Annotated in this window: 22 protein-coding genes; all 22 read left to right on the top strand. The window is 44.6% G+C overall.

Features of this window, described 5'->3' with window-relative positions; translation table 11 throughout:
• The first annotated feature begins 11 nt into the window (after positions 1 to 11).
• The 22 genes from spoIIIAC (at position 12) to spoIVB (ending at position 18,880) form a co-directional block, all read left to right on the top strand.
• The gene (gene spoIIIAC / locus NV379_RS07090; RefSeq protein WP_258206587.1) at positions 12 to 215 is read left to right on the top strand and encodes a stage III sporulation protein AC; all 204 of its coding nucleotides are present in this window, start codon (positions 12 to 14) and stop codon (positions 213 to 215) included.
• 13 nt (positions 216 to 228) lie between these two features.
• Entirely contained in the window at positions 229 to 618 is a 390-nt protein-coding gene (gene spoIIIAD, locus NV379_RS07085) for a stage III sporulation protein AD (RefSeq protein WP_258206586.1), read from the top strand.
• A gap of 105 nt (positions 619 to 723) precedes the next feature.
• Entirely contained in the window at positions 724 to 1,866 is a 1,143-nt protein-coding gene (spoIIIAE, locus tag NV379_RS07080; RefSeq protein ID WP_373426089.1) for a stage III sporulation protein AE, read from the top strand.
• Positions 1,867 to 1,879: 13 nt separating this feature from the next.
• The gene (gene spoIIIAF, locus NV379_RS07075) at positions 1,880 to 2,602 is read left to right on the top strand and encodes a stage III sporulation protein AF (RefSeq protein ID WP_258206585.1); all 723 of its coding nucleotides are present in this window, start codon (positions 1,880 to 1,882) and stop codon (positions 2,600 to 2,602) included.
• Positions 2,603 to 2,647: 45 nt separating this feature from the next.
• Positions 2,648 to 3,283: a stage III sporulation protein AG gene (gene spoIIIAG, locus NV379_RS07070; RefSeq protein ID WP_258206584.1), complete on the top strand. Its 636-nt coding sequence runs from the start codon at positions 2,648 to 2,650 to the stop codon at positions 3,281 to 3,283.
• 34 nt (positions 3,284 to 3,317) lie between these two features.
• Positions 3,318 to 4,400 (top strand): SpoIIIAH-like family protein, encoded by a 1,083-nt coding sequence (locus NV379_RS07065; protein ID WP_258206583.1) that lies wholly within the window; start codon positions 3,318 to 3,320, stop codon positions 4,398 to 4,400.
• Between the two features lie 174 nt (positions 4,401 to 4,574).
• Positions 4,575 to 5,057, top strand: a complete 483-nt coding sequence (gene accB, locus NV379_RS07060) for an acetyl-CoA carboxylase biotin carboxyl carrier protein (RefSeq protein WP_258206582.1) — start codon at positions 4,575 to 4,577, stop codon at positions 5,055 to 5,057.
• A gap of 15 nt (positions 5,058 to 5,072) precedes the next feature.
• Complete coding sequence (gene accC, locus NV379_RS07055; RefSeq protein WP_258206581.1) at positions 5,073 to 6,431, top strand: acetyl-CoA carboxylase biotin carboxylase subunit; 1,359 nt, start codon at positions 5,073 to 5,075, stop codon at positions 6,429 to 6,431.
• A gap of 100 nt (positions 6,432 to 6,531) precedes the next feature.
• A complete protein-coding gene (locus NV379_RS07050; protein ID WP_258206580.1) occupies positions 6,532 to 6,942 on the top strand; it encodes an Asp23/Gls24 family envelope stress response protein in 411 nt (136 codons plus the stop codon).
• 83 nt (positions 6,943 to 7,025) lie between these two features.
• Positions 7,026 to 7,589: an alkaline shock response membrane anchor protein AmaP gene (gene amaP, locus NV379_RS07045; protein ID WP_258206579.1), complete on the top strand. Its 564-nt coding sequence runs from the start codon at positions 7,026 to 7,028 to the stop codon at positions 7,587 to 7,589.
• 15 nt (positions 7,590 to 7,604) lie between these two features.
• Complete coding sequence (locus NV379_RS07040) at positions 7,605 to 7,829, top strand: DUF2273 domain-containing protein (RefSeq protein WP_258206578.1); 225 nt, start codon at positions 7,605 to 7,607, stop codon at positions 7,827 to 7,829.
• Positions 7,830 to 7,959: 130 nt separating this feature from the next.
• Positions 7,960 to 8,415, top strand: coding sequence for a transcription antitermination factor NusB (gene nusB, locus NV379_RS07035; RefSeq protein WP_258206577.1), 456 nt, complete (start codon positions 7,960 to 7,962; stop codon positions 8,413 to 8,415).
• 34 nt (positions 8,416 to 8,449) lie between these two features.
• Entirely contained in the window at positions 8,450 to 9,307 is an 858-nt protein-coding gene (gene folD, locus NV379_RS07030; RefSeq protein ID WP_258206576.1) for a bifunctional methylenetetrahydrofolate dehydrogenase/methenyltetrahydrofolate cyclohydrolase FolD, read from the top strand.
• A 13-nt stretch (positions 9,308 to 9,320) separates the two neighbouring features.
• The gene (gene xseA / locus NV379_RS07025) at positions 9,321 to 10,679 is read left to right on the top strand and encodes an exodeoxyribonuclease VII large subunit (RefSeq protein ID WP_258206575.1); all 1,359 of its coding nucleotides are present in this window, start codon (positions 9,321 to 9,323) and stop codon (positions 10,677 to 10,679) included.
• Positions 10,672 to 10,920, top strand: a complete 249-nt coding sequence (gene xseB, locus NV379_RS07020) for an exodeoxyribonuclease VII small subunit (RefSeq protein WP_258206574.1) — start codon at positions 10,672 to 10,674, stop codon at positions 10,918 to 10,920. Before xseA ends, xseB begins: the two co-directional genes overlap by 8 nt.
• Before the next feature lie 33 nt (positions 10,921 to 10,953).
• The gene (locus NV379_RS07015) at positions 10,954 to 11,841 is read left to right on the top strand and encodes a polyprenyl synthetase family protein (protein ID WP_373426088.1); all 888 of its coding nucleotides are present in this window, start codon (positions 10,954 to 10,956) and stop codon (positions 11,839 to 11,841) included.
• A gap of 106 nt (positions 11,842 to 11,947) precedes the next feature.
• Positions 11,948 to 13,858, top strand: a complete 1,911-nt coding sequence (gene dxs / locus NV379_RS07010) for a 1-deoxy-D-xylulose-5-phosphate synthase (RefSeq protein ID WP_258206573.1) — start codon at positions 11,948 to 11,950, stop codon at positions 13,856 to 13,858.
• Entirely contained in the window at positions 13,855 to 14,679 is an 825-nt protein-coding gene (locus NV379_RS07005) for a TlyA family RNA methyltransferase (protein ID WP_258206572.1), read from the top strand. Before dxs ends, NV379_RS07005 begins: the two co-directional genes overlap by 4 nt.
• Positions 14,680 to 14,745: 66 nt before the next feature.
• The gene (locus NV379_RS07000) at positions 14,746 to 15,210 is read left to right on the top strand and encodes a hypothetical protein (RefSeq protein WP_258206571.1); all 465 of its coding nucleotides are present in this window, start codon (positions 14,746 to 14,748) and stop codon (positions 15,208 to 15,210) included.
• Positions 15,207 to 15,656 carry a transcriptional regulator AhrC/ArgR gene (gene ahrC, locus NV379_RS06995; protein ID WP_258206570.1) on the top strand — a complete coding sequence of 150 codons (450 nt, stop codon included), beginning with the start codon at positions 15,207 to 15,209 and terminating at the stop codon, positions 15,654 to 15,656. Before NV379_RS07000 ends, ahrC begins: the two co-directional genes overlap by 4 nt.
• Positions 15,657 to 15,696: 40 nt before the next feature.
• The gene (gene recN / locus NV379_RS06990; RefSeq protein WP_258206569.1) at positions 15,697 to 17,421 is read left to right on the top strand and encodes a DNA repair protein RecN; all 1,725 of its coding nucleotides are present in this window, start codon (positions 15,697 to 15,699) and stop codon (positions 17,419 to 17,421) included.
• Positions 17,422 to 17,551: 130 nt separating this feature from the next.
• A complete protein-coding gene (gene spoIVB, locus NV379_RS06985) occupies positions 17,552 to 18,880 on the top strand; it encodes a SpoIVB peptidase (RefSeq protein WP_258206568.1) in 1,329 nt (442 codons plus the stop codon).
• Positions 18,881 to 18,920 lie beyond the last annotated feature (40 nt).

The following is an 18,920-nucleotide window of genomic DNA, read 5'->3' as shown; positions in this document are numbered from 1 at the left end:
AGGTGCCGTTAATGAACGTTGATGTTAACACCATTTTCCAAATCGCCGGCATCGGGATAATTATCGCAATGATGCATACGGTGCTCAAGCAGATGGGGAAAGAAGATATGGCTCATTGGGTCACGTTGATCGGATTTGTCGTCGTTCTGTTCATGGTTGTATCCTTGCTCAATACGTTGTTCAAAGAAATCAAAACGATCTTCCTCTTCCAATAAGCAGGTGAAACCGGTGGAAATTATTCAAGTTGTAGGGCTCGGTCTACTTGTGACGATCCTCATACTAATCATCAAAGAACAAAAACCGATATTTGCTTTCCTGCTTGCTACTTTTACCGGTATTATCATCTTCTTATTTCTCATTGATAAAATATCGTCAGTCATTCAGGTGTTGCAGGATCTAGCACTGAAATCGGGCGTCAATATGGTGTTTCTCAAAACGATTCTCAAGATCATCGGCATTGCGTACATTGCAGAATTTGGTGCTCAGATCGTACGAGATGCTGGACTTGAGTCAATCGCTTCCAAGATAGAACTTACAGGAAAAATTCTCATTATGGTCATGGCAATTCCTATCATTACAGTCATCATCGAGACGGTCATTAAGCTGCTTCCAGCTTAAGTATTGTCTTCAGCAGAAATGACTAGAGCGCTTGGAGTTGAACCTTTGATGCTGCAACATACATGGAAATACTTATCGAAGCTGATCTGCTGTGGAATTCTCGTTATGATGATGTCTCTAGGGTTTGGATCGGTAGAAGCACAGGCAAGTCAGACACCTGCTGATCAAGTCGTGACCGAACAAGTAAAACTGCTGCAAACTGATGGTGTGGAACAATTTTGGAATAAATTAATGCAACAGAATGGTAATTATTTTCCAGAATTACAATCGCCCACTTTTCAAGAACTGTTAGTAAGCGGTAAAAGTTTCTCGATCTCAGGCATATTTAAAGGTTTGCTGCGTTACTTCTTTCATGAAGTGTTAGCTAATGGGAAGCTGCTTGCGACGATTGTTGTACTAGCTGTATTCGCAATGATTTTAGAGACGCTGCAAAGCTCTTTTGAAAAAAACAATGTGAGTAAAGTTGCCTTCGTTATCTCCTATATGGTGCTAATTATTATTGCAGTCAATTCTTTCTCTTCTGCCATTGGTTATGCGAAAGATGCAATTACCTCCATGATTGATTTCATGATTGCAGTCGTACCGCTGCTACTCACCTTACTTGCTTCGATGGGGAATTTAACTACAGTTGCCGTACTTCATCCGTTAATTGTATTTATGATTCACGCAGTTGGGACAATGATTTACTTCTTCGTGTTTCCACTACTCTTCTTCTCGGCTGTTCTCTATATCGTCTCTTCGATCACAGACAAGTACAAAGTAACTCAGCTTGCGAAATTGCTACGTAATATCGGTGTCGGGGCATTAGGGGTGTTCGTGACCATCTTCCTCGGCGTCATCTCAGTACAAGGGTCTGTTGGTGCCGTATCGGATGGGATCACCATTCGCACAGCGAAATACATCACGGGAAATTTCGTCCCTGTCGTAGGAAGAATGTTCTCAGATGCTACAGAGACCGTTATTGGAGCTTCTTTATTAGTGAAAAATGCTATCGGGTTATCCGGCGTTGTCATCATCATCATGCTGTGTTTGTTTCCAGCGCTTAAAATTTTGACTCTCGCCATCATATACAACTTGTCTGCCGCGATCATGCAGCCTATTGGAGATAATCCGATGATCAGCTGCTTAGCAACAATAGGTAAGAGCATGATTTATGTGTTCGCCGCTTTAGCCGTAGTGGGAATGATGTTCTTTTTTGCCATAACCATGATGATAACAGCGGGGAATTTATCCGTCATGATTCGGTAGTGGGAGGTGAGTGATGGAATGGCTGAATAATTGGCTTAAAACTGTCATTATCATTATTCTGTTCGCCTCATTCATTGATTTACTGCTCCCTAGTGCTAAGATGCACCGATACGTGAAGACAGTCGTTAGTTTATTCATTCTCTTGACCTTACTAACTCCTGTTCTTCAACTATTAACGAAAAATTGGAATGTAGAGAATCTTCTAAATGCAGCTGAAAAGCAGCAAGCAACTGCTGCAATGCGAATGAAACAAGGTAATGGAGCGGGAGGGAATGTAGACTCGCTCGAAGCGATATTGCAGCAATCAGACAAATTGCGGGCGATGAATTCAGCTAAAGCAAAACAGCTCGCTGAACAAGAAATGGCAGTAGCCATTAAGCAAGAAGTGTCACGGGAGATTGCTTTTGATGTGGATAACGTACAAGTTACAGCTACGCTCGATACGAATGATAAACCAAACCTTCAAACGATAGCAATTATTCTCAAACCTTTAACGATTACACCGTCACCTACTCCAGGGGTTGCAACTAAGAAGCCAATTCCATCTGTAAAGCCGGTGGAAATTAAAGTGAACATTGGAAAATCATCAAATGGGGTCCAAGCTGTTGGAGCGAAGGAACGTACTCCAGCAATGCTGGAAGCAGAAAGAGTTGTACAGCAGCTTTTGCAGCGTAATTGGGGAGTAAATAACAAACAAATTGAAATTATTTTCTTAAATCAAGCTGAAAAATCATAAGCCAATGGAATAATGGGTAAAACATTCTAGGAGGGAGGTGAGCCCTTGGCGAAATGGATGAACAAATTGGAAAAAATGTTCGGTGGTGGTCCTTCTGGACCTAAACGATTTCGTACGTTTTTATGGTTAATATTGGCTGGACTTCTGGGTGCTGCATTAATGATTATGAATTCATTTCTAAGCGTCACCCCAGTCCCGCCAGCTTCTATTGGACCACGGGCTTCACCAGCAAGTGATCATACAACAACAATGGCATCAGGAGGGAAAGAATTATCAAAATTCGGAGAGTATGAGGAAATAAGTGGAAGAAAACTAAAAGAAATTTTACAGAAAATAGTCGGTGTTGGCGATGTAGATGTACAAGTTGAAATTGAATCTACAGAAGAAATAGTCGTCGACAAAAACTATCAGGATTCGCAGGATAATACGGTTGAACGAGATACTGGCGGAGCCACTCGAAATATTTCATCCGTAACACGTAAAGGCGAGGTTGTCATTTATCAAGTAGAAGGTAACCAGAATCCACTCGTGATCAAAACGATAAAGCCAAAAGCACGAGGGGTTATCGTCGTTGCACGCGGTGCTGAGGATTTGACGGTCAAACGGATGATTCTTGAAGCGGTTGAACGCGGTTTGGACGTACCTGCACATCGCATATCGGTACTGCCCCGCAAGCAATAAATAAAAGAACAATTTTAGAGGAGGAATTTTAGCAATGAATTCAAAAAGACAAACGATCTGGTTAGTTTCGATGCTCAGTTTACTCGTTATTTTGTCCGCTTACTACTTAGTTTCAGAGGATACGAGCAAGCTTGATACGCTAGCAGGAACAGATAAGCCGGTTGCAGGTGAAATGAAAATTGATCTGAACCAAGACCCTACAGTTAATGGTGGATTAGCAGCGGAAGGTCCAAAGTCTTCTACTCCTAAGCCATCTGAAAAAGGTGGAAATGGTGGCGGTACAGGTGGTGGAAATGGTGGCGGTACAGGCGGTGGCACTGGTGGCGGTACAGGCGGTGGCACTGGCGGCGGTACAGGCGGTGGCACTGGTGGCGGTACAGGCGGTGGCACTGGCGGCGGTACAGGCGGTGGCACTGGCGGCGGTACAGGCGGTGGCACTGGCGGCGGTACAGGCGGTGGCACTGGCGGCGGTACAGGCGGTGGCACTGGTGGCGGTACAGGTGGTGGCACTGGTGGCGGTACAGGCGGTGGCACTGGCGGCGGTACAGGTGGTGGCACTGGTACTGGCACAGGTAGCGGTGGATCGAATAATGGTGGTATGAACAACGGTGGAACGAACAATGGCAACATGAACAACAACAGCAACATGAATAACAATAGCAACATGAACAAAGGAACTACTTCTTCAAAAGCACCAGAAGCGAAGCAAACAACGGCTCAAACTGACAGCGAAATTTTACAAAAAATGCAAAACCAAGCGTTGTCCGGTAACGATTTCTTTCAAAAGAAATTAATCGACCGCGTTCAAACTCAAAGTAAAGAGACAGAAAAATGGATGAACATTGCAGCTGATAAAACGCAAACACCTGAAGCAGTAGGAAATGCACAAAATGAGATCAGAAAAATTGAAGCAACGAACGTGATGGTTGAAAATATCGAAGATCAGCTTGCGAATAGCTTCAATAATGCGATTCTTGAGCAAATTAATGGGAAGTGGAAAGTGACTGTTCAAGCAGCTAAATTGGACAAAGCACAAGCGATCAACATCATGGACATCGTGATGAAAGAACTAAATGTAGGTCCAGAGAAAATTTCTGGCGTACAATACACACAATAAGAATAGCAAATATGGAAGTGGGAAGAGTCCTTGAAGTGGACTCTTTCCATTTCTTTGGTTTATGCTATAATAACTATCGTCACAGTGAACAAGCTGTTTATGACATACATACTATCACTGTTCATGAATCGGACACAGCGGTAACCAACATTTTGAAGGAGTGACCCTAAGTAAATGTTCAAATTAAGCGAAATTAAAGAGCTTATGAAATTAATGGATCAAACTTCCCTGCAAGAGCTTGAAATTGCAAATGAAGGCACACGCCTATTTATCCGTAAAAGCAATAAAACAGAATCCATTATCGTATCAGGCACAGCTACGCCGGTGTATACACAACAACCAGCAGTTATCGAACCTGTTGCATCTGCAACTGTGGACACAACTCCTGCTAAAGCGCAAGAACCTGCTGATCTTGGCTATCACACAATCGTGGCACCAATGGTTGGTACGTTCTATTCAGCTGCATCACCAGGAGCAGCACAATATGTGTCTGTAGGTTCCAAAGTAAGTGACAAGACCATTGTTTGTATTCTGGAAGCGATGAAGCTTATGAATCCAATCGAAGCTGAAATAAAAGGTGAAATCGTAGATATTCTCGTGGAGAATGGTCAATTGGTTGAATACGGCCAACCTTTGTTCCTCGTTAAACCAGAGTAAGTTGGAGGGTGTAAAATGAGCTTTCAAAAAGTACTTATTGCAAACCGAGGGGAAATTGCAGTTCGAATTATCCGTGCATGCCGTGAACTTGGTATTTCTACGGTAGCGGTTTATTCTGAAGCTGATCGGGATGCTTTGCACGTGCGCTTGGCTGACGAGTCTTATTGTATTGGACCAACGCCATCCAAAGATAGCTACTTAAACTTTACGAATATTATGAGTATCGCAACGCTCACTGGGGTAGATGCCATTCACCCTGGCTATGGCTTCTTAGCAGAGAATGCAGATTTCGCAGAAATCTGTGAACGGTGCAACATTACGTTTATTGGACCTTCTCCAGAAGCGATCAATCGCATGGGTGACAAGTCCATGGCCAAACAGACGATGAAAGAAGCGAGCGTTCCGATTATTCCAGGATCAGACGGCTTGATCGAAAGCTTGGAAGAAGCAATTGATCTTGCACGTGAAATCGGCTATCCCGTAATCATCAAAGCAACTGCTGGTGGTGGTGGACGCGGTATTCGTATTGCTGACGATGAAGATTCACTCGTTCAAGGAATTACGACTGCACAACAAGAAGCACAGAATGCTTTCGGTAATGCAGGCGTCTATTTGGAAAAATATTTGACAGGCATGAAGCACGTTGAGATTCAAATCTTAGCGGATAAGCACGGCAATGTTGTTCACTTAGGTGAGCGTGATTGTTCCGTACAGCGCCGACGTCAAAAGCTAGTTGAAGAAGCTCCATGTTCCACGCTATCTCCTGAAACTCGCAGGTTGATGGGTGAGGCAGCGGTGCGTGCGGCAAAAGCAGTTGATTATTCAGGAGCAGGAACACTTGAGTTCTTGCTAGCTCCAGATAATCAGTTTTACTTCATGGAAATGAATACACGTATCCAAGTTGAACATCCTGTAACAGAGATGATCACGAAAGTGGATATTATTAAAGAGATGATTCGTGTTGCAGAAGGTAACCCTCTTTCTATGTCTCAAGATGAGATTCAGATTGAAGGTTGGTCTATCGAATGCCGCGTGAATGCGGAAGATTCTGAGCGTAATTTCATGCCATCAGCAGGTAAAATTGAATTTTACTTGCCACCAGGTGGTTATGGTGTACGTGTGGATTCTGCTGCATATCCAGGGTATACAATTCCTCCGTACTACGATTCGATGATTGCGAAGCTAATCGTATGGGGAGCAACACGTGAAGAAGCGATTGCTCGTATGAAGCGTGCACTCAATGAATTTACAATTGAGGGTGTTCATACAACAATTCCATTCCACTTGAAATTGTTAGAACACAAGAAATTTATTGAAGGGGAATTTGATATCAAGTTCTTAGAAGAACACGATATTAATGATCCTAACTCTTAAGTTAGAGTTGTTGCAGCTACTGTCGTTTGTCATAAATATAGGGAAATGGTATAGTATTTAATTAATACAGCCTATCCTAAAATAGATGTGAGGTGTGTACATGAACTCGATTACACCGGATTATGTGAAAACGGATCTTGGGTCGATTCAAATCGCTCCTGAAGTGATTGAAGTAATTGCGGGTCTAGCTACAATTGAAACTCCTGGAGTTGCGGGAATGAGTGGTGGCTTTGCTAACGGATTTTCCGAAATGCTCGGTCGTAAGAACCTCTCTAAGGGTGTTAGAGTTGAAGTAGGTCAGAAAGAAACAGCAGTTGATGTTTCGATTATTATTGAATACGGCTTTCGAATTCCTGAAGTATCAGAGAATATTCAATTCAATGTGAAGAATGCCATCCAGACGATGACAGGACTTCATGTCGTTGAAGTGAATGTGAACATTCATGATGTTCAGTTTAAAGAGATCGAGAAATCAGAACTTGAAGCGCCAGTAGCTGTTCGCGTGAAATAATTGAAGCAGTAGGCGTTATTCCATTGAAACCCCCTGCTAATGTCAGGGGGTTTAGCGTAAATATAGGAAGGGGATCGACATTCGTGGGCAAGATTATTGATAAATTACTGTTGTTTATATACAGTCTTTTTATTCTTACCGTATCGATTATTGGAATTTGTGTCGTTCTTGCATGGGTCCCTAAGGAACAAGCTGGACGATTTATGGTTGAAATCTACACGAATTCATACGTGAGTTATTGGGTCTTAGCTGTATGTGCAGTTGTACTACTTATTTCCCTACGTTTTCTATTCATTTCGCTTCGCAGAGGACAAGCTGATGCACCTTCGATTTCAGAGCGTACTGAATTTGGTGAATTCCGTATCTCGGTTGAGACAATTGAGAATTTATCTTTAAAAGCAGCAAGTAAAGTTCGTGGTGTTAAAGACTTGCGTGTTCGTGTCAATGTAACACCGCCAGGACTTGAAATTACCGTTCGTACTTATGTAGATGGGGAACGAACGATTCCAGAAATTACACAAGAACTTCAACAAGCGATTAAAGGTCATATTGAAGAAATTACCGGTTATCCTGTTGTGTCCGTATCCGTCTATGTAGCGAACACTGTTCAGTCGTCGTCCAACAATGCACCGCGTAGGGTGGAATAGGAGGACTGACGGCATATGAAAGAGTTATGGGAGCAGCACAGAGGAACAACGATTGGTCTAATCGGAGGCTTTATCGTCGGTATTATTTATCTCATATGTGGGTTTTGGGATGCGCTCATATTTGCTTTTATTGTCCTGGTAGGGTATTATTTTGGCAAAAAAGCAGATCAAAAGAAAGAGATCATACCGATATCTCAGATCATGGATTATTTATCGCAAAAATGGAGAATGTTCCGCTAAAATCCTCGGTATTTCCTTGGATTTTTTTGCTGATTAGATATGTATTGACGAAACAAAATGAATTATCATTGTGCAAGGGTAACATATGCAAGGCAATGGTTTATAAACATGAGGAGGCCTAACCATCACTATGAGGCGCAGAGTAGCAAGGGAAATCGCGTTGCAAAGTCTTTATCAAATGGGTATGACAGAAGTAACGCCGAAAGAAGCAATTGAGATTGCTTTAGAAGAGGCAGGAAATGACAATGAGGCTGGTATTGAGCTTCAAGATTCTAATGTAAGCCCACAGTATGTGTATGAACTAGTGGAGGGCTCTGTTCGTCACCGTTCAAACATTGATACAATGCTTTCCGGCTATTTAAAAGGTTGGAAAATGGACAGACTGTCACGCATTGATCGTGAAGTGCTGCGCTTAGCTGCGTATGAAATGCTGTATACACTGGATATTCCGGCGAAGGTTGTTGTCAATGAGGCAATTGAGCTTGCGAAACATTTTGGAACGGAAGAATCAGGGAAGTTTGTGAATGGGGTACTTGGTCAAATGATTAAGGATATTGATGCACTTAGAGCCAAAGTAGAGGTGTAAGGCACATTTATCGGGATAAGAGGGGGAAGTACTGATGGCAGGTCAAGTCATTAACGGTAAAGAGATTGTGGCAAGCATTCGTGAAGAAATTAAGGCAGAGGTATCTGAACTGACAGCAGCAGGTTGTCAGCCGGGTCTTGTTGTCGTTATCGTTGGTGATGACCCTGCATCGCACGTTTATGTCAATGCAAAAGAGAAAGCTTGTGAGCAAGTCGGTGTTCATTCCGAAGTACATCGTTTACCAGCAGATACAACGCAAGAAGAATTAGTTCAATTAATTCACTCTTTAAACCAGGATACGCGTATCCATGGCATTCTCGTTCAGTCCCCCTTACCTGCACATATAAACGAGGAAGAAGTAGTTGACCGTATTACGCCTGAGAAGGATGTAGATTGCTTCCATCCCGTTAATGTAGGTAACTTAATGATCGGTAAGAAGGTCGGCATGAAACCATGTACACCAGCAGGTGTCATTGAAGTACTCAAGCGTATTGGCACTGAGATTTCGGGTAAACATGCGGTTGTTGTAGGTCGTTCTAACATCGTGGGTAAACCGATGGCGATGTTATTACTGCAAGAAAATGCAACGGTCTCAATCGTCCATTCTCGCACACCGGATATGACGGCGATTACTCGTCAAGCTGATATCTTGGTTGTGGCTGTAGGAAAAGCGAATCTGATCGGTTCTAACCATGTGAAACCAGGTGCTATTGTTGTGGACGTTGGGATGAATCGTGTAGATGGTAAATTGTGCGGCGATGTTGATTTTGAAGCTGTAAAAGAAGTAAGTAGCGCGATTACACCGGTTCCGGGCTGTGTAGGACCCATGACGATCACGATGCTGCTCCAAAATACAGTGAACGCGGCGCGCCTCAAGTCAAAAGCCCATTAAGGCGGTTGAATGTATGAGTGAACGAACAGTTCTTTCGATTAAAGACTTAAATCGATATATCAAGATGAAGTTAGAAGGAGATAACCGCTTGCAGGATGTATGGCTGCAAGGGGAAATCTCGAACTTTACACGGCATTCATCCGGTCATATGTATTTTACACTGAAAGATGCAGATTCTCGTCTGAAAAGTATTATGTTTGCTTCGTTTAATCAGAAGCTCTCATTCTTGCCGCGAGAAGGTATGCGTGTGTTGGCTCGCGGCTCGATTTCAGTCTATGAACGTGATGGTCAGTATCAATTCTACGCGCGTGAAATGCAGCCAGATGGTGTGGGTGGACTTTATTTAGCTTATGAACAACTCAAGAAGAAGCTGGAAGCCGAAGGGCTATTCGCACCTGAACGTAAAAAGGCGATTCCGACGTTTCCTCGTGCTGTAGGTGTCATTACATCACCAACAGGTGCTGCGGTACGCGACGTATTGATTACGTTGCAGCGTAGATACCCGATGGTTCCTGTTATTCTATATCCCGTACTTGTACAAGGTACGCAAGCTGCGCCTTCCATTGTGCGTGCGATTGCGAAGATGAATGAGCTTCGCGAAGTTGACGTGATGATTGTCGGTCGTGGCGGCGGTTCCTTGGAAGAGTTATGGGCGTTCAACGAAGAGGCAGTTGCTCGCGGGATCGCAGCTTCACATATTCCTATCATATCCGCCGTCGGTCACGAGACAGATTTTACGATTGCGGATTTTGTTGCGGATCTAAGGGCGGCGACGCCTACTGCGGCGGCGGAGCTGGCAGTACCTCACCAGCTGGAGCTAAAGCGTCAGCTGGCAGATGGACAGCAGCGCCTGCACCAAGCGCTGCAAAGAACGCTTCAGCGCCGAAGCGAGGCGCTGGAGAGGCTGCGGCGCTCACCGTATCTGGTGAGCCCGCAGCGCCAACTGCTGATGCCGGCGGCACAGCAGCTCGACCGCATGGAAGCGGAGCTTGCCATGCGGATGCGTCAGCGGCTATCGCGAGCTGCTGACGCCCACATGCGGCTAGACCGCCGCATGGAGGCAAGGTCGCCGCGTGCAAACATGCTCGCGGCGCGGCAACAATCCGAAGCGGCGGGGCGCGCGCTTCGTCAGGCGATGAGCCGCTTGATGCAGGGCAAGCGGCAGGAATTCGGGTCGAGGCTGCGCAGCCTCGACGCGCTCTCCCCGCTGAAAGTCATGCAGCGAGGGTACTCGCTCGTGTATGACGAAAGGGAGCAAAAGCTTGTGAACTCGATCGAGCAAGTGCAGATCGGCGATGTCGTGAACGTGAGACTGACCGACGGACAATTGCAATGTCACGTCTGGTCCATGGAGGAGAAGAACAATGAGTAACGAAGCAGCGAAACTTGAGGTTAGCTTTGAAGCGGCGATGGAGAAATTGGAGATCATCGTATCTAGACTAGAGTCTGGTGATGTGCCACTTGAGCAAGCCATCGAATTGTATCAAGAAGGAATGCTCCTCTCGCGCTTGTGCGGTCAGAAGCTAGAGCAGGTCGAACGTAAAATTGAGATGCTTGTTGAAGAAGAAGCGGGACTCACTCGGAAACCTTTTCAACCAAGTAACGTAGAGTAAGGGGTGTTCTTGGTGAATACACATTCAAGCAGTATTGAACAATACATTGCGGATCACGCGAAAGTCGTCGAAAATTCACTTCGCGCTGGCATGCCAGAGCAGTGGAACATTCCTGGAGTGCTGCGTGAGTCCATCCAATATTCCTTAATGGCAGGCGGCAAACGTCTTCGTCCGATTCTCGTACTTGCGGCTGCCGAAGCATTAGGGGCTGAGACTAGCGCGGCTTTACCTGTTGCTAGTGCTATCGAGATGATTCACACCTATTCCTTAATCCACGATGATTTACCAGCGATGGATAATGATGACTATCGTCGGGGAAGATTAACTAATCATAAGGTGTTTGGCGAAGGTATGGCGATCTTAGCTGGAGATGCGCTCATTACACATGCATTCTATGCGGTGGTGCAGGCAGCACGTACGGCAGAGGTTGACCCGGTGCAAGTTCTATCCATCGTGGAGGAACTAGCGCAATATGCGGGAGCACCAGGTATGGTAGGCGGCCAGGCAGCGGATATCTTAGGTGAGCAAGGTCTAACGAAACTCGAAGAACTTGAGTTCATTCATTTGCGCAAAACAAGTGATTTGATCGTATTCTCCTTACGATCAGGTGCGAGAATTGCAGGGGCGACAGACGAGCAATTGGAAGCGCTGACGGAGTTCGGTACATGTATCGGTCTTGCTTTTCAAATTCAAGATGACATTCTCGATTTGACAGGTGATGAGACAAAACTCGGTAAACCTGTACGCAGTGATGAGAAACTAGCAAAGGTTACATACCCGTACTTTATCGGGATTGAAGCATCCATGCAGCGGGTAGATGAGCTGACGCAGCAAGGGAAATCTGCACTTACAAACTCTGATATTCCTTACACAAACCGACTGCTTCAACTTGCAGATTATTTGATGAAACGCGATCATTAACAGAGTTCTTTCATATGAACCCGAACAAATGTATGGTATAATTAGCATTATTGCCGGGGCAATATTTAGAAAATATATTATGCAATCGTGAAAGCGAGGAAAAACCGTGCTACTTGAACGGATCAATAAGCCTGAGGATTTGCGAACACTCTCGATTGAAGAGATGGAACAACTGGCTAAAGAAATTAGGCAATTTCTCATAGAGAAGCTTTCCATTACAGGTGGACACCTCGCACCAAATCTAGGTGTTGTAGAACTAACGATGGCCTTACATACTGTCTTTGATTCACCCAGAGATAAGTTTATCTTTGATGTTGGGCACCAATCTTATGTACACAAAATTTTGACAGGACGTATGGATCAATTTGATACCTTGCGTAAGTATAAAGGGATGTGCGGCTTTATTAAGCGCGCAGAAAGTGAACATGACGTATGGGAAGCCGGCCACTCTTCGACTTCACTTTCCGCAGCTATGGGAATGGTTATGGCTCGCGATTTGAAGGGTGAAGATAATCGGGTTGTTGCCATAATTGGTGACGGTGCGATGACAGGTGGTATGGCGCTAGAAGCCATGAATCATATCGGTCATGAAAAGAAAAAGATGATCGTGATCCTTAACGATAATGAAATGTCGATTGCTCCGAACGTCGGAGCGATTCATAACTATTTAAATAAAATTCGTTCGGATCGCCACTACCAGAAGGCGAAGGACGAAGTTGAACATTTGCTTAAGAAAATTCCCGCTATCGGCGGTTCAATTGCAAAAGGCATGGAGAAAGTCAAAGATAGCTTGAAGTATTTAGTTGTCTCTGGTGTGTGGTTTGAAGAGCTTGGTTTTAATTATATTGGACCAATTGACGGTCATAATTTGCCGCTCTTAATGGAAACGCTCCGTGGTGCAGATAAAGTAGATGGACCTGTTCTTGTTCATGTCGTAACGAAGAAAGGTCGCGGCTACTCTCCTGCTGAAGCAGACTCCCTAACTTGGCATGGAATCTCTCCATACAAAATTGAGTCTGGTGAAGTATTGAAGTCCGCAGGGCCTCCATTTTATACAGAAGTGTTCGGGAATACATTAATTGAACTTGCGAAGCAAGATGATCGAATTTTAGCGGTTACCCCTGCTATGCCTTCAGGATCAGGCTTATTAAAGTTCGCAAAGGAGTTCCCAACTCGAATGATCGATGTCGGGATTGCAGAGCAGCATGCCGCGACACTCTGTGCAGGGCTTGCAGCTGAGGGTATGAAGCCGATTTATGCGGTTTACTCGACCTTCTTGCAGCGTGCCTATGACCAAGTCGTTCATGACATTTGTCGTCCGAAATTGAACGTAATTTTCGCGATTGATCGTGCGGGCTTTGTTGGTCCAGACGGTGAGACGCATCAAGGAATATTCGATATCGGATTCTTGCGTCAGTTGCCGAATATGGTGCTTATGATGCCTAAAGATGAGAACGAGCTGCGTCATATGATGAAGACAGCTGTTGAATACAATGAAGGTCCTATCGGTATTCGTTATCCGCGTATTGCAGGTAGAGGCGTTGAGATGACTGATGATCTTCATACGATTCCAATCGGTTCATGGGAAGTAACGACAGCTGGCAAAGATGCAGTCGTTCTTGCAGTTGGTCCGATGGTTGAAATAGCGGAGAAGGCAGCTGCATTTTTAAATGAAGAGGGAATTGGTCTTCGAGTTGTGAATGCACGCTTTATTAAGCCATTAGATAAATTAATGTTGAATTCCATTGCGAAGGAACACATTCCGGTCATTACAATGGAAGAAGGCGCGACATTAGGTGGGTTCGGTTCTGCTGTTAGTGAGTACTATGCGGAGCAGCAAGTATTCGATGTACACATGCATCATATGGGCGTTCCCGATTACTTTATTGAGCATGGATCAGTCGCAGAACAGCGCCTTGAAGTTGGTTTAACAACAGAAGAACTTGTGGCCGCTGTTCATAAGATGATCGCAAGCCGTCATAACAAAAGCGAGTTTAGGAGCGTACAACAAGCATGACAGTACTAAAAGAACGTTTAGACATCCTCCTGATTGAACAGGGTTATTATGAAAGCAGAGAAAAAGCCAAGGCCGCCATTATGGCTGGCCTTGTTTTCGTCGATGAGGAACCTGTCGATAAGGCAGGAACGAAAATTCCACGTAAAGCCACTATTCGTGTAAAAGGTGCGATCCATCCTTACGTTTCACGAGGTGGACTGAAGCTGGAGAAGGCAATTAAGGAGTTCCAAATTGATCTGCAAGATGCCGTTATGCTCGATATAGGGGCTTCGACTGGTGGATTCACGGATTGTGCACTTCAGAATGGTGCGGCGCACGTATATGCGATTGATGTTGGATATAATCAGCTGGATTGGTCTCTTCGCAATGATCCGCGCGTCCATGTAATGGAAAGAACGAATTTCCGTTATACTCAGCCAGCAGATTTGGTTGGTCCACAGCCGACTTTTGCAAGTATCGATGTATCGTTCATCTCGCTGCGCATTATTCTGCCTCCACTTCGTGCTCTATTACCAACAGAGGGACATGTTGCAGCACTCATTAAGCCGCAATTTGAAGCGGGGCGTGAGAAAGTAGGTAAGTCTGGGATCGTTCGCGAACCAGTTGTTCATCGGGAAGTGCTTACGAATGTGCTTGGCTATGCTAAAGACAGTGACTTCCATTTAATTGGACTGACCTATTCCCCGATTACTGGTGGAGAAGGCAATGTAGAGTTCTTAGCTTATTGGACATGTAACCCAGAGCATCCTGATATTTTCCAAGGGGACCTGGAGAAACTGATTCATGATACAGTGGATGCATCACGTAAATTGCAGGGTTAGTAAGTAACTTTTCTTCCTTAAAAAAGAGGGTTTTACTGGAAATTCTCGAATAAGGAAGACGAGGTGATGAGCATGCAAAAAAGTGACATGATTATTGTGATACTTCTTGTTACAATCTGTGTTGCATGGATAACACTGCGAATGCGCAGTTGGCTCGAAACCCCGAAAGGAAAGCTTATGATCCCAATCAGCGATGAAATACCCCAAGATGAAGCGGTTGAGCTTTTGGAAGGGGCAGGCTTTGATGTCGTCGCGGCAAAGACAAGAATTCCGATTATGATTGAATTAAGTGATATGGATGAACCAATGCAGAGTCGGCTTTTTGTCGATTATTTCGTAAAAAAGGAAGATCAATATTATTTGGTTAAGCTTGCTCGGGATCGCAAGCCGATTGATTGGACAGGCAGTGCGCTAAGAGATGCCTTGCTTCCTTATCAATTGCTCTATCCAGAAGCAGCAGGGATCTTATATGTAGATATGTATCAACAAAAAATTAAAAAAATAAAGTTTCAAATTGAGGTGCAGCTTTGAAAGGTCAACGACATGTGAAAATTAGAGAGATCATAACAAATGGGGAAATTGAAACGCAGGATGATCTAGTGGAATCATTACGCAGCAGCGGATTTCATGTTACGCAAGCAACGGTTTCGCGTGATATTAAAGAACTGCATCTAATAAAAGTGCCTATGGATGATGGTCGTTACAAATATTCGATGCCTGCTGACCAGCGTTATAATCCGCTTCAGCGGCTAAAACGTGCACTTAGCGACCATTTTATATCGATTGACTACACGGGAAATCTCGTTGTGCTCAAGTGCTTGCCAGGTACAGGCAATACGATCTGTGCGCTGATTGACAGCATGGAATGGAGCGAGGTTATGGGAACGATCGGTGGAGACGACACGCTCTTATTGGTGTGCCGTACAGAGCAGCAAAGTGAAACAATGGTGAATCAAATTCTAGCTTTACTATCGTAATACTTTCATGGGAGACATAAAGGGGAGGCATCGTGCTTAAATGTTGACAGAGTTATCGATTCGCAATTTAGCGGTTATTGAACATGTACATGTGATCTGCAAATCAGGCTTTCATGTACTAACTGGGGAAACGGGAGCAGGTAAATCAATTATTATCGATGCCTTGAGTCTCATTGTCGGAGGCAGAGGTTCGGCAGAATGGATTCGGTACGGCAGCTCCAAAGCAGAGATTGAAGGATTGTTCGAAGTTGAATCTGATCACCCGGTATGGGAAGTGCTTGAGCGTTTAGGGATTGAAGCATCAATGGATGAGGGCTTGCTTATTCGTCGAGAGATTACATCTACAGGCAAAAGTACCGCGCGTATTAATGGACAATTGGTTAATTTAACGATGCTTCGTGAAGTTGGCGAGTGTCTTGTGAATATCCATGGTCAGCATGAGCATCAGTCGTTGCTTAAAGTGGAAGAGCATATTCACTCTCTTGATGCTTATGGCGGCGAACAATTAGCACCTGTTAAAGCGGCATATCGAGCTGCTTACGATGTCTATATGGCGTTAAAGAAAGAAATGAAAGCGCTTCAAGACGATTCGATGCAAACATTGCAACGAATTGATCTGTATCGTTTTCAAATCGATGAAATTGCAGCTGCAAAGCTCAAAGTTGGTGAGGATGTATCGCTCCTCGAGGAACGTCGTAAACTTGCTTATGCGGAGAAATTAATGACGAATGTATCCGAGTCCTACGATTTGATTTACAGTTCTGGCAGTGGGCTGGATGCGGTAAACAAAGCGATGAATCGGATTCAGGATATTGTCTCGTATGATGCGAAGCTGCAGCCACTCCTTGAACAATTGCAAAGTGCATATTATCAACTGGAGGATGCCGCTTATCAGCTAAGGGATTATCGGGAGAATATCGAATTCAATCCAAGCAGACTGGATGAAATCGAACTTCGACTAGATCTGATCTCTTCTCTTCGCAAAAAGTACGGTAGTGACGTATCGGAAATTTTGGCGCATTATCAGACGATTAAGCAGGAACTCGATGCACTTGAGCATAAAGATGCACGTAATGAAGAGTTGCAACAGCAACTGGATGCCCAAGGAATTATACTGGCTGAGGCAGGTATGGAGTTGTCTGCAAGACGTAAAGAAGCATCTGAATCCCTCGCACGCGATATTGAGTGCGAACTTCGGGATCTTCATATGGAAAGAACACAATTCGCCGTACAGATTGATCTTGCTGATGATTCGGATGGAATTGAATGCGCGGGTAGCTTCGTGAAGTTCAACCGCGAAGGAATTGATCAAGTCGAGTTCATGATGGCCCCAAATCCAGGTGAACCACTGCGTGGTCTTGCGAAGATCGCCTCTGGTGGTGAGTTGTCTCGAATTATGCTTGCGATGAAGACGATCTTCGCGCGAATTGACCGTATTCCTGTACTTGTCTTCGATGAAGTGGATACAGGTGTTAGCGGTCGTGCAGCACAAGCGATTGCTGAGAAAATGTCGCAGTTATCTGGCTCTTGCCAGGTGTTCTCGATTACGCACTTGCCACAGGTTGCTTCCATGGCGGATGTGCATTTATTCATCCGTAAAGTGATCGATAATGAACGAACCTATACACAGGTAGCCGATCTCGATCAACAAGGTCGAATCGAAGAGCTTGCTCGGATGCTTGGCGGTGCTGCGGTGACGGAAACAACACTCCATCATTCTCAAGAAATGCTTGTGTTGGCAAATGAAAAGAAAACTAGAATTTAAAGATGCCTTAGGGCATCTTTTTCAGTTATAAAACAGGCCGTGCGGGGTTAACTTATAGGTACGCAATTGACACCCTTTCCTTAAGTGAAAATGGTTGTCTGCAAAGGAAGCCCTAGGAGCGTGATTTACGTTGAGAGCCAGCCTGAAAAAAAGACTGATCGGTCTACTGCTCGTTTGCTTCGTTTGCATCGTCGCAAGTTCAGCCCCATTCCAATGCTTTGCAACATTTCCGAATGAACTGCGGCTATTTAGTGGGCAAGGTAAGCAGCTACAATTGACGATGCCTGTCACAGCAAAGATCACTGTATCAAATCCTGATGTCCTTACCGTAAATGGAATTGCCCAGCACTCATTTCAAGTCGATTTGAAAGAACCGTTATCGTTAACGCCGACTCAGCAAGGTCAAACCGAGATGAAGCTTAAGCTATTTGGCACCATTCCACTGAAGACGGTGAAGGTCAATGTCGTTCCAGACATTAAAGTGATCCCGGGCGGTCAGACCATAGGCGTTAAAATCAAATCTGTAGGTATTCTTGTTGTCGGTCATCATCTTGTTGCACTTGATCATGATCGTAAAGTATCACCTGGTGAAGATTCCAAAATTCAGACCGGTGATATTATCACCCACATTGATGGTGTGAAATCGAATGATGTTTCCAAAGTATCAGACATTGTTAATCAAGCTGGGGTAGGTAAGAAGCCACTTGATCTGACCATTCGTCGAGGAGAGCAGAATTTCCATGTTTCCTTGACGCCAGCCTACGATGCGGTAGACAAGTCCTATCGCTTAGGTCTGTATATTCGTGATTCAGCGGCGGGGATTGGCACACTCACGTTCTATTCGCCTCAGTATGGGGTATACGGTGCTTTGGGACATGTCATCACTGATATGGACACCCAGACCCCTATCGTGGTCGGAGACGGCCAAATCGTGGATTCTAATGTGACTTCCATCGCGAAGAGTCGTAACGGTGAACCGGGAGAGAAACATTCACAAATTTTGAAAGACAGCCGCATTTTAGGGACGATTGAAAAGAATACGCCGTTCGGTATTTTTGGGAAAATGAATGAAGCACCTGGACATTACTTGCGCAATGATCCATTGCCAGTAGCTTTTGCAGAAGAGGTTAAAGAAGGTCCAGCTCAGATTTATACGGTTCTTAATGGACAAACCGTTGAGAAGTTTGATATTCAAATTGTTCACGTAACCCGTCAAGATTATCCGGCTACGAAAGGTCTAGTCATCAAAGTGACCGATCCGAAGCTGCTTGAAAAAACAGGTGGCATCGTGCAAGGGATGAGTGGTTCTCCGATCATCCAGAATGGTAAAGTTATTGGGGCAGTTACGCATGTATTCGTGAATGATCCAACATCAGGGTACGGATGTTTCATTGAATGGATGCTTCAAGATAGTGGGATTATGAACAAATCAGGAGTAGGCGGACTGAAGGCTAGCTAGCCCTTCAGTTCGTTTTTTGTTTGTTGGTGTCGAAGGATGA

Origin of the sequence: Paenibacillus radicibacter (assembly GCF_024721995.1) — a bacterium.
Classification (GTDB): Bacteria; Bacillota; Bacilli; order Paenibacillales; family NBRC-103111; genus Paenibacillus_AM; species Paenibacillus_AM radicibacter.
This window is presented reverse-complemented; position numbering and strand designations above follow the sequence as displayed.

What these genes read in the sequence shown, in the direction of transcription:
- spoIIIAC (WP_258206587.1), top strand. Translation starts at nt 12, where the DNA reads ATGAACGTTGATGTTAACACCATTTTCCAAATCGCCGGCATCGGGATA.
- xseB (WP_258206574.1), top strand. Translation starts at nt 10,672, where the DNA reads ATGAGTAACGAAGCAGCGAAACTTGAGGTTAGCTTTGAAGCGGCGATG.
- NV379_RS07040 (WP_258206578.1), top strand. Translation starts at nt 7,605, where the DNA reads ATGAAAGAGTTATGGGAGCAGCACAGAGGAACAACGATTGGTCTAATC.
- accB (WP_258206582.1), top strand. Translation starts at nt 4,575, where the DNA reads ATGTTCAAATTAAGCGAAATTAAAGAGCTTATGAAATTAATGGATCAA.
- nusB (WP_258206577.1), top strand. Translation starts at nt 7,960, where the DNA reads ATGAGGCGCAGAGTAGCAAGGGAAATCGCGTTGCAAAGTCTTTATCAA.
- spoIIIAF (WP_258206585.1), top strand. Translation starts at nt 1,880, where the DNA reads ATGGAATGGCTGAATAATTGGCTTAAAACTGTCATTATCATTATTCTG.
- NV379_RS07000 (WP_258206571.1), top strand. Translation starts at nt 14,746, where the DNA reads ATGAGCATGCAAAAAAGTGACATGATTATTGTGATACTTCTTGTTACA.
- NV379_RS07050 (WP_258206580.1), top strand. Translation starts at nt 6,532, where the DNA reads ATGAACTCGATTACACCGGATTATGTGAAAACGGATCTTGGGTCGATT.
- spoIIIAE (WP_373426089.1), top strand. Translation starts at nt 724, where the DNA reads ATGATGATGTCTCTAGGGTTTGGATCGGTAGAAGCACAGGCAAGTCAG.
- xseA (WP_258206575.1), top strand. Translation starts at nt 9,321, where the DNA reads ATGAGTGAACGAACAGTTCTTTCGATTAAAGACTTAAATCGATATATC.
- NV379_RS07005 (WP_258206572.1), top strand. Translation starts at nt 13,855, where the DNA reads ATGACAGTACTAAAAGAACGTTTAGACATCCTCCTGATTGAACAGGGT.
- NV379_RS07065 (WP_258206583.1), top strand. Translation starts at nt 3,318, where the DNA reads ATGAATTCAAAAAGACAAACGATCTGGTTAGTTTCGATGCTCAGTTTA.
- folD (WP_258206576.1), top strand. Translation starts at nt 8,450, where the DNA reads ATGGCAGGTCAAGTCATTAACGGTAAAGAGATTGTGGCAAGCATTCGT.
- recN (WP_258206569.1), top strand. Translation starts at nt 15,697, where the DNA reads ATGTTGACAGAGTTATCGATTCGCAATTTAGCGGTTATTGAACATGTA.
- accC (WP_258206581.1), top strand. Translation starts at nt 5,073, where the DNA reads ATGAGCTTTCAAAAAGTACTTATTGCAAACCGAGGGGAAATTGCAGTT.